Annotated in this window: 8 protein-coding genes and 1 other annotated feature; all 8 genes read right to left on the bottom strand. The window is 38.0% G+C overall.

Annotated elements, in window-relative coordinates; translation table 11 throughout:
• Window positions 1-25: 25 nt before the first annotated feature.
• Window positions 26-1528 (bottom strand): ATP-binding protein, encoded by a 1503-nt coding sequence (locus ACYQ35_RS06540; RefSeq protein WP_459831390.1) that lies wholly within the window; start codon window positions 1526-1528, stop codon window positions 26-28.
• The gene (locus tag ACYQ35_RS06535) at window positions 1519-2865 is read right to left on the bottom strand and encodes a vWA domain-containing protein (RefSeq protein WP_009757364.1); all 1347 of its coding nucleotides are present in this window, start codon (window positions 2863-2865) and stop codon (window positions 1519-1521) included. Before ACYQ35_RS06535 ends, ACYQ35_RS06540 begins: the two co-directional genes overlap by 10 nt.
• A 14-nt stretch (window positions 2866-2879) precedes the next feature.
• Window positions 2880-3806, bottom strand: coding sequence for a leucine-rich repeat domain-containing protein (locus tag ACYQ35_RS06530; protein ID WP_459831384.1), 927 nt, complete (start codon window positions 3804-3806; stop codon window positions 2880-2882).
• Between the two features lie 129 nt (window positions 3807-3935).
• Entirely contained in the window at window positions 3936-4961 is a 1026-nt protein-coding gene (gene queA / locus ACYQ35_RS06525) for a tRNA preQ1(34) S-adenosylmethionine ribosyltransferase-isomerase QueA (RefSeq protein ID WP_009757366.1), read from the bottom strand.
• A 15-nt stretch (window positions 4962-4976) separates the two neighbouring features.
• On the bottom strand, window positions 4977-5645 hold the full coding sequence (locus tag ACYQ35_RS06520) for a class I SAM-dependent methyltransferase (protein WP_459831379.1): 669 nt from the start codon (window positions 5643-5645) through the stop codon (window positions 4977-4979).
• 133 nt (window positions 5646-5778) lie between these two features.
• Window positions 5779-11343, bottom strand: coding sequence for a beta-N-acetylglucosaminidase domain-containing protein (locus ACYQ35_RS06515; protein WP_459831376.1), 5565 nt, complete (start codon window positions 11341-11343; stop codon window positions 5779-5781).
• A gap of 258 nt (window positions 11344-11601) precedes the next feature.
• Window positions 11602-14019, bottom strand: coding sequence for a phenylalanine--tRNA ligase subunit beta (gene pheT / locus ACYQ35_RS06510; protein ID WP_459831373.1), 2418 nt, complete (start codon window positions 14017-14019; stop codon window positions 11602-11604).
• Window positions 14020-14056: 37 nt separating this feature from the next.
• Window positions 14057-15076 carry a phenylalanine--tRNA ligase subunit alpha gene (gene pheS, locus ACYQ35_RS06505; RefSeq protein WP_009757370.1) on the bottom strand — a complete coding sequence of 340 codons (1020 nt, stop codon included), beginning with the start codon at window positions 15074-15076 and terminating at the stop codon, window positions 14057-14059.
• 69 nt (window positions 15077-15145) lie between these two features.
• Window positions 15146-15367 (bottom strand) — a binding site (T-box leader).
• Window positions 15368-15464: the final 97 nt, after the last annotated feature.

Here is a 15464-nt window from a genome sequence, read left to right as displayed (position 1 = left end):
CAGAGGGGACTGTTCCTCTCTGCCTTTATAATCTTTCTATTCTTTTCAGAAGATTCTGTTCTCTCTCCTCAAAAAGAACGTTTTTATTATATTGATAGTATCTCTCACAGGAATATTCCTGTAAGAACTGCGCACTGTAATAGTTCGCATTCAGTTCTGTCACAAACGCTACCATTTCCTGACTCGTTCCAAACATAATTTCCATGAAATCGAAAGCATATTCCAGCATTTTTCCTGACGCTTCTTCCAGTTTTTCATAAATTTCTTTTTCTTTTGCAAAGAGAGAACGCACCTTTTCAAATCCTTCTTCTTTGTCATAGAGGTTTTCTGTTTTCAACACCATAATATAAGATTCCAATTTCTGAATTGTGCGTGAGAAAGAATATTTTTCTTCCCTGTTTAACAATTCTGCTTTTTTCTTATATTCTAACGTTTCAATCATCTGCTCTTTCACTTCCTCCAGGCAGGATACCACATCTTCCCCAAATTCCAGATTGCTCTTATATCTTTTCAGACATTTGAACAATACTTCCGTCTCCCCTTCTCTTCGGTATGTCTGACGGAACTGCTCTGTCAATTTTGCCAATAAAAGGCTGACAATGCTTAATCGCTCGTCAAAAGAAGCGTGATTTAATTTCTTTTTCACTCTTTCGTCTATTGTCCCTTCAAGAACCTCGTCCATGCGGTAATCGGTGCGATATTTGTGATAGAGTTCCAAATAATTTGCGAAATCTTTTGCAATCTTCGGATATTGAATATACTGCACAACCACTTCCCAATCTGCCTCTTTTTCCTGCTTTTCATATGCGTAAAGCATATTGGATAAATCTTCCCAGCCTCTCGGTGTAGAAAAGAGCATTCCGTCCACCGTCATCTCCATCTGATAAAAATAAGAAGGCTTCGCTGTCAGATAGGAAATAACAGCACCATGAATGTTAGATTTATACGCATATTCTTTCCAGACGGAAAACTCCGGCTGTACTTCTATTTTCTTCACTCTGTCCATTGTAACAACATCAAATTCTCTCACGGATTTATTGTATTCAGGAGGATTTCCCGCCGTCACAATAATCCAGCCTTCCGGTATCTGATGATTTCCAAAACTTTTATATTGCAAAAATTGCAGCATCGCAGGGGCCAACGTTTCTGAAACACAGTTGATTTCATCTACAAATAAAATTCCCTCTTTTAATCCTGTTTTTTCTATCTTATCGTAGACGGACGCTACAATCTCGCTCATCGTATATTCCGTAACCGAATACTCTTTCTCTCCATAAACGTGTTTTGAAATAAACGGCAGTCCGATTGCACTTTGCCTTGTATGATGTGTAATCGTGTAGGATACAATTCCAAGTCTGCACTCTTTTGCAATCTGCTCCATAATCTGTGTTTTTCCAATTCCCGGAGCGCCGATAAGAAATATCGGTCTTTGCCGCACCGACGGAATTACATATTCTCCATACTCATCTTTTAATAAATATGCGGAAATCGCATTTTTAATTTCCTCTTTTGCTCTCTTTATGTCCATTCTGCTTCCACCTTTCCACTAAATTCTTCCGGTTCTATAATCAATTTCATTGCCCAAATCGGCACATCGACATCTCTGTAATCTTCCTTCATAAATACAAACGCAGTCTCATAGAGCGGTCTTTTTACCGGAAATGTGCCGTAACCGTCTGTAAAATAAATCAAGCCTCTCAGATGATGAAATGCTTTTTTCTTTATCAGTTCATTCACATAGGCGAACACCGGTCTGAAGTCCGTTCCTCCCTGACCTCGCACTTCGAAAGATTCCATATATGCCTGCAACTCTTTCTCATTTGTGATAACTGTGTCAGATTGAATTCTATCATCACACTGAATAATGTGTATGCGCACTTTCCGAAAGAAACTTTCCGATTCGCTGAGAACACTGTATGTTTCCCGCAAAAACTGTTTTACCAATTCACCTTTACATGACATGGAAGTATCTATGGCGATCACAAAATCTTCCACCTTGTAAACTTCCTTTGTTTCCTGAGGCTCAATCAACGGCATATTTCCGTATAATTCCATTCCATAGTGATAAAATACATAGTCAAAAGAATCCAGATCCACCTGTGTTTCTTCTTTTAAAACCGAAAATTTCCTTAAAAACTTCCTATAGTCATACTTTTCCCTGTTTTCAATTTGAATCTGTTCCAGCACATCTTTCACTTCGTCTGACTGTTCTTTTCCAAATGTCTCTATTTCCGTCTGCATTTTCTCACTGTCTTCTTTCCACCGCTTATTTCTTTCCATCGTGCTTTTCGGTGTCAGATTATCAGACCACATAGAATGATTATCCATATAAAATTCGTTTTCCATTCTCCTGATTTCCTCTTCCTGATAATTCATCTGCCGCAGAAATTCATATACATTTTTCGGTGTTAAAACTTGCTTTTGTTTTTCGATTGTCTGATAAAGATTTTTTCTGTAAGGGGAAACATATCTCCTCACACTTCTTGCCGTAAGTGAATCAATCATCTTCTCCACGACAATATCGCTGGCTAGATTCCAATATCTCTTATCTGCGGCAGATGGAAGGGCAAAATGCAAAAACAGACAGTGTAATATCATGTGCAGGTACATTCTGTTTACCTTTAATCTGTTTTCCCGAAACAGGCTGATAAGGGTGTCCGGCGAAAAATACACTGTTTCACCGTTTGTTCCAATTTCTGCCGAAGAATACTGTGGTTCAAATTCCAATCTGCTTAATGCAACATGAAAAAACCGCATGGAGACATATAGTTCCTGTTTTGCCTGCGCCCAGACTTCCATGCAGATTTCTATCTTTTCCAATTCTCTCTGCTGCTCCCTTTGCAGTACATTCCATTCTCTTGCCATTTTCCTCACCTGCCCTATAACAAAAATTTATCTTCTTTCTTTCCTGACGGATACCGCTCATGTTCCTCATTCATCAGGTAACTGAAAATCTCTTCCTTCCGCTGCTTACCCGCAATGTGAATCATCTGCTGCATCATGGCTTTCTCTTTTGCAATCTCTCTCGCCAGATACTTCGTTTCCTGCAGACTTTCCCGGGAAAACGCCCACAGACACGCCTCCTCAAAATACTCCGTTAAAAACTCTTTATATTTCTGCTCTGCTTCCTTATGTAAGCCAATCGGGTAGAGTAATCTGCCAAAAGCCATCTCCAGTATGACTTCCTGTTTTTCATCTTCCTTTGCCCACGGAAAACGTTTATCATATAAATCAAACTGAACTTCTGTCTGAATAAAACAATTTCGATACCACATTCCGCTTCCATGTGTATGAGTCTCCAAAATTCTCGCAGGCGTATTTTCCACCGCCTCCTCAAAAAATTCCGGAAAAACCAGTTTCGCCTCCCCTTCCACAGCGTGAAGTGAGACGCTCTGTTTCTCCCGCAGTTCCAACAGTAATTCCCGCAGACACGATTTTTCTCCCGCAACCAAAGTGGCATCTAGTTCACTCACCCGATGACAGCCTGTAAACGCACCTGCGCCTATATCGGAAATATTGCTGTAAAAACTTATTTTCTCCAACCGGCTACACCCGTAAAAAGCGTATTTCCCAATTCTTTTAATTGTTTTTGGCAAAATAATTTCTTCTAACTTTGCTCCGCAGACCGACGCATCTTCCTCCCCTACCGGACCATAGGCAGAAAAAGCATAATCGCCAATCTCTTCCACAGGATATCCGTTGATTTCTTCCGGAATCTCAATCACTCCTCCGCAGACATAACACCTGCGTATCGTTACCGCCTGATTCTTTTTTTCTATCTGATATTCTTCAAATTGATTTGTCATCTTTCTTCCTTTCACTTAAATCCATTAGATGTTTGTCACAACTAACTTCTTTACCCCATCATTTTTACATAAAGAAAAACTTTTGGCAAGTTTTTTATCGCATACATAAAAAGGGTGGCCTTCGCCACCCTATCTGATAAACATTGCATCTCCAAAACTAAAGAAACGATACCGTTCTCTTACTGCTTCCTCATATGCCGCCAAAACATTTTCTCTGCCTGCCAAAGCCGACACAAGCATAATCAAAGTAGATTCCGGCAAATGGAAATTCGTAATCAGACAATCCAAAATTTTAAATTGATAACCCGGATAGATAAAAATGTCCGTCCAACCGCTTGTCGCCTGTAATCTTCCATTTTCGTCCGCTGCCGATTCAACTGTTCTGCAACTTGTCGTTCCCACACAGATTACGCGATGTCCCTGCTCTTTTGTCTCATTAATCTTGCGGGCTGCCTCCTCATCAATCTGATAAAATTCTGAGTGCATATGATGTTCCAGAATATTATCTACTTTAACGGGACGGAAAGTTCCAAGCCCGACATGTAACGTCACTCTGGCAATTTTTACATTCTTCTTTGCGATTTCTTCCAACAACTCTTCCGTAAAATGCAGTCCTGCCGTTGGCGCTGCCGCTGATCCGGTATGTTTTGCATATACGGTCTGATAGCGGTTCTTATCTTCCAACTGATGTGTGATATACGGTGGAAGAGGCATCTGCCCTAACTGATCCAAAACTTCCTCGAAAATTCCTTCATAATGAAATTGAATCAGGCGGTTTCCCTCATCTACAATATCAATAACTTCCCCTTCTAAAAGGCCTTCCCCAAAACGGATTTTTGTACCCACTTTTGCTTTCTTTCCGGGTTTTACCAGTGTCTCCCAAACATCATTCTCTCTTCTTTTTAATAAAAGAACTTCTATTTTCGCATCTGTCCCTACTTTTGAGCCAATCAGTCTTGCCGGAAGTACCTTTGTATCATTAATGACAAGGCAGTCCCCCTCCTCCAAATAATTGACAATCTCTTTAAAAATATGATGCTCTGTTTTTCCCGTCTCTTTATCCAAAACTAAAAGTCTTGAGCCGGAACGGTCCTCCAACGGATCCTGCGCAATCAATTCCTCTGGTAATTCAAAATAAAAATCTTCTCGTTTCATATTTCTATCCTTCCTCTATATCTTTCTCGCCCGTATAACTAAAAAGGCCGGTTTCAGCATTTCTTTTTCCAACTGCGGATATTGTTTTATCATAGTGGAACTCGGCCTTGTCTCATCTGCAGCCTCTACATAAAATCCGTGTTGTCCAAGTGCAGTCACTATCTCGCCCACTGTTCTATGGTAAATAACTTCATCATCAATAAACCAGTTGGAACCGCGTCGTCCTGACTGATGATAATTTGAAAATGTATAAGAAATCTCCTTACCTCTCTCATCATAATTCCAGCCCGGCTGTCTGTCTAAAGATGCTGTTGTAATCGGGTGCTTTTGAGAAAAAAGTAAAATGCCGTCTTTATGTAAAAGTGAACTCAGCCCTGCGATAAATTTATCGAAATGTTCCACGTAATGAAAAACGAGCGAACTGTATATGACATCAAATTTTTCGTCCAACCCCGCTGCCTTTTCCGGTGCTAAAAGACGGTATTCTATGGGTAATCCCACAGATTTTCTTTTTGCGATTTTCAGCATTCTCCCTGACATATGTGTTCCCAGCACCTTCACTGCACCGTTCTCGGCAAAATATCTGCAATTCTTCCCACAGCCGCAGCCAATCTCAAGTACCCTGTTCCCAAATATATCCGGCATATAATTGTGCATTGCCGGCTGTTCCAATAAACTCCTCATCGTATTCCTGTTCAACAAAACTCTCTCCCTTTTGCATAAACTTATTTAAGTATAACATTTTCCACAGAAAATTTCATCAAAAAAGAAAAGGAATTTCTATTTTGAAATTCCTTTTCCATTCATTACGCCTTGATTATTTTGTTCTTTTTCTTCTGAATACAAGAACACCGCCTGCAATTGCCATACTTGCAATCATCAGTGCAATTGGCATTACACCGTTTGCAGCGTCACCGGTTTTAACCGGCTTATTACCCGGTTTTTTATTTGGTTTTTTATCCGGTACTGTTGTATCTTTTACAACTAATCCTGCTTCTGCCTTTTCAAAGTTTGCTTTCGCCTGTGCGAATGCTTTTGCCGAAACATTGTCTAAATCATTTAACATATCTTTTAATACTGCTAAAGCGTCTTTGTATACTTTGGCACTTTCTTCTGTGTATTTGCTTAAGTCTTTTTCTACGATAGACTCAACATACTCTTTCACTTCATCAGCATTTGCTCTTACAACCAAACCTTTCATTGCTTTGTAGATAGCATCTGTTGCTTTACTTACTTCTTCTTTTGTACCAGTTGCAAATAATGCTTTTCCACTTGCGACTGCATCTGTTAATACTTTATAACTATTTGCAGTATATTTATCTGCCGAATATGTTTCTGCTGAAGCGATTGCTTCTTTTAATGCTTTTACAGATACTAAGTTCTGTTTTGCACCGTTTAACTGATTAAGACATTCTTGTAATTCTTCCTGACTTAAAGCAGATAAATCTTTGTTTCCGACTTCAGTTACTACTTTCTGTAACTCGTTAAATGATTTTTCTGTGTAATTTCCTGCTGTTAAATTTTTCAATTCGTTTAATAATGCATTCACTTTTGATGCGTCTACATTTCCGCTTAATTTTAAGTTGTCTTTCGCAGTTTTAATGTTTTTGATTGCTTCTGCGATAGTTTCTTTTGTTCCGTTTACAAGCAACTGACGTGCATTGTCTACTGCTGTTTTGTATGCGTCAAATGAATCTTTCGTATAAATAGATGAATCTTTGATTGCATCAAAATCTGCGATTAATGTAGGTAATTCACCTAAAGCAACTAAGTTTTCTTTTGCTGCTGTTAATTTATTTAACGCTGCTTCAAATGTATCCGGATGCTGTGGTGTTGTTTTGTTTTCTTCTAATAAACTTTCTACCTCTTTTTTAGCATCAACATATGCTTTCCATGAGTTCTGTGTATATACATTTTCCGGATTTGTGATAGATGCAATAAAGGCATTTGCTTCTTCAACTGCGATTGAAGCCATTTCTTGATTTGTCGGATTGTATACTAATCCTGCTTTTGCATCTTCCACTGCTTTTTTCAATGTTTCTACATCTTTTTCAGATGTATCATCTTTATTTTCGATTGCTGCTTTACAAGCATTGATTGCTTTTTCATATACAGCCCATGTTTTTGCTGTGTATGTATCGGCATCTTTATAAGCGTCTTTAACGATTGTTTCCAATACGGAAATATCGCCTTTTAACTGTTTTCCTTCAATCGCTTTGTTGATTGCTGTTACTGCATTATTTACGGAATCCTGTGAAACATTTTCGCTACTCATTACTTCCTGTCCAGCTTTATAAGCATCAGCATATACTTTTGCAGTAGATGTTGTCCATTTTGTTGTATCTTCTTTGCTGTCTATTAATGCTTTTAACGCATTCTTATCTGCTGCTTTATAGTCTGACTTATAAGTTAATAATTCAGTAATATTTGGTGTTGTTTTATCCCACTCTACTTTTACATCAAGTAAAACTGTATCATTTGGAAGAACAAATTCATTATAAGACTGGCTTAACTTACCAACTGTTACCCATTTCTCTTTTTTATCTTCCCATACACGTGCTTTTACAGTCGCATTAGAAATTGCCGATGCATTCTGTAAAACTTTAATTGTATTTACATCTGTGTTATCAGAAAGTGAGTACTGTACATATCCTTTGTCTTTGCTTGGCACGAACATTGTTGCAATGTCGCCGTCTGACATATTTCTGAATAAACCATTTCTTGTTTCTTCAGCATCTGATTTGTATGTTGGGTTGTTTTCTGATGGCATAAACTCACCGTCATTGATTTCAAGTTCATTGAAACGCACCCATTTATCACTACCAGATTTATTTCTTGTAATTTCAAATTTCAAGTATCTTGCTTTTTTGTTGATGTTTGTTTCTTTCTTCACATTGTAAGAAATTTCATGTGTAGGTAAAACAGTATTGATATGGTCTGAACCTGCTGCTTCTCCTTCGTTGTCCTTATCCTGATTTCCTAAAGTCATAATTTCTTCCCATGTTTTTCCGTCTGTAGATACAGAGAATTTTGCATGACGCGGGAAGTCATGTTCACTGTCACGACATACAACTTTAAATGTTTTTAAGTCGATTTCCTGTCCTAAATCATAAGTAAAGAATTTTCCTGCATGTTGACTGTTTTTATAATGTGTTGCTGTTGTAATATCTCCGTCAAATACATTTAACGGATTTTCAATTTCGCTATAGTTTGTTTCTTTTACTGATTTTGGATAAATCTCTACTGTTTTAACAGCAAATTTTTCTACATTAAATGTAATAGCATTTTCTGTTTTGTTGATAATACGAACATAACGTGCATCATCGGTTACTTTTGTTGCTTTGCTTTCTTTTACGTTAATATCTTTCCATTCTACATTGTTTTTAGATAGTTGAACAGTTAAATTTTCATCTGATAATTTACTTGTAATCTCTGCCAATTCATGAATTCTATCCAATTTCAATCCAATGTATTCATTTTTTGCTAATGTCACATTATCAATCGGTGTTACCTCTGCTGTATCAGCAAGATAATCTGCTGTATGTTTTTTGTATTTATCCACGTTTGTAAATACTTTTCCGTTATGGAAGATTTTTGCATCTACATCAAATTCACGCATTGCAATCCATGTCGCTTGTTGTTTTTTGTTTACTAAACGTACATATTTTGCAGTAATATTCTGTGCTGAAACATCTACGGAAATCTTTCTTGCATTTTTAAAGTTGTTGATTTTTGTCCAATTCTTTTTATCCATTGAATACTCTAAATCAGCATCTGTAAAATAATCTCCATCAGTATCATTTCTGCCCTGTGTAATATTGATTTTTCCTAATACAATTGGTTTAGATAATTCTACTCCAACATAATCACCGACAATAGTTGTATCTTTCGGTGTTGAAGTCTGTCTTACATTATAGTGTACATTTGTGTTTAAATCGCCGTCTACTACATTCGTTTCTTTTCCAGTGGAAACTGACCAACCTTCTTCGTTACTTGTACGGATAACTGTTTTTGTAAAGTTTTCTGCATTTTCAGGCATTGTAGATACTTTAAATTCACGCATTGCAGTCCATTTATTTTGACTGCCTTTTTCTGTACATTCGTAACGAACTGCAACGACATTTTCCAATTCAATCTGGCTTACATCAACAAACTCTGCATAATTGCTATAAATATCACTATTTACCGGTTTCCATTCATCAGAACCCTTTACTTGATATTTCAACTGTGCCTTACCAAATGTTTCTTGACGCTTATCTTTTGTTCCATTGATAATATGAATACCATATACAGTTACCGGTTTATTAAATTGAACTTGATAATACTGTCCTTTTTCTTCATATTGGCTAGTCCATGCATGTGTTTCATCATTGCCATCAATAATATTGTCAAGAGAACCTTGATACCAATTTGTAATATTAGATGTTGCTGTCATTTCCACCTGCTGTGAACCTACTCCACCTGTTGCATAGTCATTTACAGGACCTGATAATTTTGTCTGTAACTTTTTAGCCAATGGAATTAAGTGTGTTGAGCCAGGGCTAACCATAGAAGAACCATTAAGCATTTTACGCTCATGTTTCTGACTGCTTATCAACGCACTGTAACCAGTATTGTAATGGTTAAATGCAGTAAACATATCTTTTGCTTCTACTGCCATTTCTGCTTTAACATATTCCTGAATAACTTTTGCCAAATCTGCCAAAGAACCTGTAAACGGTTTCAATTCTTTCTTTAAGTTTGCGTTTTTACTCTGCGCATGGAATTCTTTGCAAGCATCGATGATTGTCTGCATTTCTGCAATCATCTGTTTTGCGTCTGCATCGACTAACTTCCCTGCTGTTAACTGTTGGTTAATTTTATTAATCAATGGCTGTAACTCTTCTGACTCAGCTAATACAAGTCCGTGACCGTTTGGCTGTGGGTTAGACATATGTTTTGCCAATGTATGTAATGCTTCCGAAGCCTGTGCATCTACATATTTGAAAGAATCTTTCCAACTCTTATCATCATCAAATGCTTTTACATTCCAAGCATAATCTGCCACTGCAAAAATAGCAACTTTAGATGCTTCTGCCTCTTGCATAGGGTTTGTTACAACACCAGTTAAATCATTTACATTAATATCTGTATGTAAAAGACTACCTTTTCCCATCATTAAACGTGCACCGTTAATATCATTTACCGGCCAGTTTAACCAGAATAAAGGACTTCTTCTTGTTGCCTGTCCGTTAAGGTTATGTTTTCTAAAATGGTTTAATGTTTTCTGTTCAACCGGCTGACATACCGCTTCACCTGTCCAGAAGATTTTAATATCCTCAGGAAATTCTTTGTCATATTTATTTAACTCAGAGTAATCTCCTTGCCATGAATGGTTGTATCCTGCCGGACAGAATACAGTGTCATATACGTCACCCTTTGCTTTTGCCCATTTAGATACTTCTTGCATCATTTTAACAACAATATCTTTGTTTAACTGTCCTACGTCATCGCCAAGTACACCGAACTGACGTACTCCCGCTTTATATAACTGTTCAAATTTCTTTAACAACGCCTGAATTTCAGCATCTGCATTATTGGCATTGAATCCACCCATAAACGGATGTGCTGTCCACACAAAACGGCATTTAGCTTCATTTCCCACTTTTACCATTTCTGTAATTTCTGCAAGTTCTTTAGCAGGATATTCTTCACGCCATTTTTCTTTATGATATGGGTCATCCTTTGGGGCAAAGATATAAGAAGTCATCTTAAAATCTCCACCGAATTTCATCAAAGACATTCTGTCTTCATTAGACCATGGAATTCCGTAGTATCCTTCGATAAATCCACGGATATTGGTGTCTGCATAATCTTTAATCGTAAAGTTGCGGATTGTTGAACCGTTCATCTGATTAAAGATATGTTTTAAAGATGTGATACCATAAAATGCTGCATCTGTATCACGTCCTAATACAACGATTTCTCCGTTGTTAGAAGCAACAAAGTTTGCTCCAAATTTTTCAAACAAACTTGCCTCAACATTGTAATGCTCTTTTACATAAGTATCTACATATTCTTTTGAATTATATGTACCTACTAAAATGTTTGTTTTTCCCTCCACTTTTTCTTGTGAAGTAGTTACTTTCTTGTTCTTTGAAGCCAAAACTTCATTCATTCTTTTCTGTGTAACAGAATCGATCGTTTTTTCAAAAACGACATTTACTTCCTGACGAATAACAAATTCGCCGTCCTGATAAGACATATCATGTGGATTTGGATAAATTTCATAAGCTGTCTTATCCTTTGCCGCCTGTACTGTCGGTGTTGAAATCGGCATCATAGTGAGTACCATAGCAACAGCAAGCGTGCCTGTTAAGATACGTTTTAGAATCTTTTTCATAATTTTTCCTTTCCTGAATTGACTATCTTTTCGGTAAATTCTTCTCTTTAAAAAAGACCAAAAACATTTTGAATCATCTTGTCCAACGTGAAAAAGTGAGTCAAATATACTGTTCTTGGTCTTGCCTAATTCAATAGTTACAATCCATATAATTTTGTCTAAATCATACTATATTTTCCATTTTCTTTCAATCACATCTTTATATTTTGGGTATAATATACAAAACGCCTGCACATTTTTTGTGCAAGCGTTCTAAGTTTATTGTCTTAATTCAATTCCCATTTCCTCTAAGGCTTTTAAAATTCTTGTCATTGCTGTTGTAACGTCTGTTTCTTCCAATGTTTTATCTTTCGCACGGAATACGATAGAGTATGCAACCGACTTAAATCCTTCTTTAATCTGTGAACCTTCGTAAATATCGAAAAGCTGATAATCTTCTAAATATTCTCCGCCTTTCTTTTCAATTACTTCTTCAATCTGTCCTACCAAAATTTCTTTAGGTACAACCATACTGATGTCACGAGTTACAGCCGGATATTTTGCAATGCCTTCGTATTTTCTGTCAAATGTAGCCAATCCTACAATTTCAGGCATATCTAACACTGCGATATAGGCTCTTGTTCCGATACCGTAAGTATCTGCAACCTGCGGATGAACTTCTCCAAGATAGCCGACTACTTTTCCGGCATAAATAATATTCGCCTGGCGTCCCGGGTGTAAAAATGTCTTTTCTGCATTTGGATCATATGTTTCTTTCTCATGCAAACCAATCTTTTCAAAGAATTCTTCCACCACGCCTTTCATAGTAAAGAAGTCTCCCTCTCCGTACATACCGAGTGTAAACTGCATACGTTCCTCAGGCAATTCTGTTACCGGAAGTTGTTTTGGAAGATAAATATTTCCTAATTCGTATAAACGCACATCTTTGTTTCTTCTATTATAGTTAGTTGCCAGTGATGTAAGCATTCCGTTTAGAGAAGTTGTTCGCATAATACTGTAATCTTCTCCCAGCGGATTCATGATTTCCACCGCTTCTCTTAATTTAGAATCAGCAGGAATCAATAATTTATCAAATACTTTCGGACTTTCAAATGAATATGTCATTCCCTGACTGAAACCACAGAATTCCGCGATATTTCTTGCCACTTCCTCGATGCGAAGTTTGAATGATAATTTTCCCGTTGTCGCTTCTCCTCTCGGAAGTGTTGTTGGAATATTGTCATACCCATAAAATCTCGCCACTTCCTCCGCAAGGTCTGCAAGTCTGAATAAATCATGTCTGAATGTCGGCGCTATCACTTCTTTTGCTTCCGCATCATATTCCAAACCAATTTTTTCAAAATAGCCGAGCATCTCTTCCTCAGAAATGTCTGTTCCTAACATTACGTTAATTTTCTCCGCATCAAACGGTACACGAACAGGTTCTTTCACTTTTTTGTAAACATCAACCGTTCCGCCTACAACTTCTCCTGCTCCTAATTCCTCAATCAGTTGACATGCTCTGTCAATTGCCGCTTTTGCATTGTTTGGATCAAGTCCCTTCTCAAATTTTCCGGAAGCATCTGTACGAAGTCCCACTTTCTTACTTGATTTACGAATGTTCGTTCCGTCAAAGCATGCCGATTCAAGCAATACTGTGTCTGCATTTTCTGTAATCATTGAGTTTTCTCCACCCATGATTCCCGCAATTCCAACCGCTTTCTCGCCATCACAAATCATTAATACAGATTCGTCCACTTCTCTTTCCTGTCCGTCTAAAGTAACGAATTTTTCCCCATTCTTCGCTGTTTTTACCACGATTTCGTTTCCGGCAATCGTTGACATATCATACGCATGCATCGGCTGTCCAAACTCTTCCATAACATAGTTTGTAATATCTACAAGGTTATTGATCGGACGGATTCCCACCGATGCAAGTCTTCTCTGCAGCCATTTTGGTGAAGGTGCAATCTTTACATTTTTAACCATTCTCGCACAGTAGCGTGGGCATAAATCCGCATCTTCCACAGTAACTTTCACATAATCATTTACCTCTTCACCGTTACCTGTTTCTTTTACAACAGGCGGACAAAATTCTTTTCTAAATGTTGCTGCCACTTCTCTTGCAATTCCAACAACGCTGAAGCAGTCCACACGGTTTGATGTCACTTCATATTCAAATACAACATCGTTTCTTCCGAGCGCTTCGATTGCACTGCTTCCTACAATGGCATCATCTTCAAAAATATAAATTCCGTCCTCTGCTGCCTCCGGATACATTTCTGTTGTGGAACCAAGTTCTTCGATAGAACACATCATACCGAAACTTTCTACACCGCGAAGTTTTCCCTTCTTGATTTTGATTCCTCCCGGAGTTTTTTTCCCGTCATGTCCGCCTGCAACACGTCCACCGTCCAAAACAACCGGAATTTTTGCTCCCTCAAAAACATTTTTTGCTCCTGTCACAATCTGAACAGTCTCTTCTCCAACATTCACCTGGCAGACAACCAGTTTATCTGCATCAGGGTGTTTTTCAATTTTCTCAATCTGTCCGATTACAATTTTTTCTAAATCAGCGTCCAACACTTCATATCCTTCTACTTTTGTTCCTGAAAGTGTCATCGCATCTGTATATTCCTGTGCCGTCACATCAAGTCCAGGCACATATGCTTTAATCCATGATAATGATGTATTCATCTTCTTTCTACTTCCTTTCTTTAATTGGAGACATACCCTAAAATTGTTTCAAAAATCGAATATCGTTTTCGTATAATAATCTCATATCGTCTATCTCATATTTCAATAAAGCAATACGTTCCAAACCTACGCCAAACGCAAATCCGTTATATTCTTCCGGATCAATTCCGCACATTTCCAATACATGAGGGTGTACCATACCACAGCCCAAAATTTCAATCCAGCCTGAACCTTTACAGAAACGGCAGCCTTTTCCGCCACATTTGAAACATGTAACGTCCACTTCCGCACTCGGTTCCGTAAATGGGAAGTGATGTGGTCTGAATTTTGTCTTCGTCTCTGGTCCGAATAATTCTTTTGCAAACACTTCCAAAGTTCCTTTTAAGTCAGCAAAAGAGATGTTTTTGTCAATCACAAGCCCTTCAATCTGATGGAATGACGGCGAATGCGTTGCGTCCACTTCGTCTGAACGGAATACTCTTCCCGGCGCAATCATACGGATAGGTAATTTCCCCTGTTCCATCACACGGGCCTGTACCGGGGAAGTCTGTGTACGAAGCACAATGTCCTTATTGATATAGAAAGTATCCTGCTCATCTTTTGCCGGGTGATCTGCCGGAATATTTAACTTCTCAAAGTTGTATTCGTCGTATTCCACTTCCGGTCCTTCCACAACTTCATATCCCATACCAACGAAAATTCTTTCCACCTCTTCCAGTGCAATTGTGTTCGGGTGGCGGTGTCCAACTGTATTTTTCTTTGCCGGGAGAGTAACGTCAATGACTTCTTCTCTTAATTTTCTCTCCAGAATTTCTTTTTCCATTTTCGCTTTTCTCTCTTCCAAAAGAGACTCGATTGCCGCTCTCGTTTCATTGACCAACTGACCTACTTTGGCTCTGTCTTCCACTGCAACATCTTTCATTCCTTTTAAGATTGCTGTCAATTCACCCTTTTTCCCTAAAAATTTTACTCTTACCTCGTTTAATTTTTCCGGCACTTCAGAAGCCTGAATTTGCTGAAGAGCTTCTTTCTGAATGCTCTGTAATTTTTCTTTCATTATTTTATCTCCTTTCATAGACACTTTAATTTCGTAGGAATTTCCTATACATAAAAAAATCCCCGTCCCAAAAGGGACGAGGTTAATCGCGGTACCACCCTAATTCCTGTCATAGACAGGCTCTCGGTTTGCGTAACGTGCAAATACGTCAGTTTCTACACAAATATCTTCTTCAAAACTGCGGTTCCTGTGGGAAATTCAATTACCGTCTGAACTTAAGGAAACTTCCAGCCAATGATTTCCTCTCTCTGCTAGAAAACGGTTCTCTACTAACACATTCATTACCTTTTCTTTATTTATATAAGTCTAACCATTATTCTATCATACAAAAGCACAATGTCAAGATATTTATTTATCCCCTTTTCCCTGATATAAACCATTTTTGATA

Source organism: Faecalimonas hominis, assembly GCF_054660755.1.
This window is presented reverse-complemented; position numbering and strand designations above follow the sequence as displayed.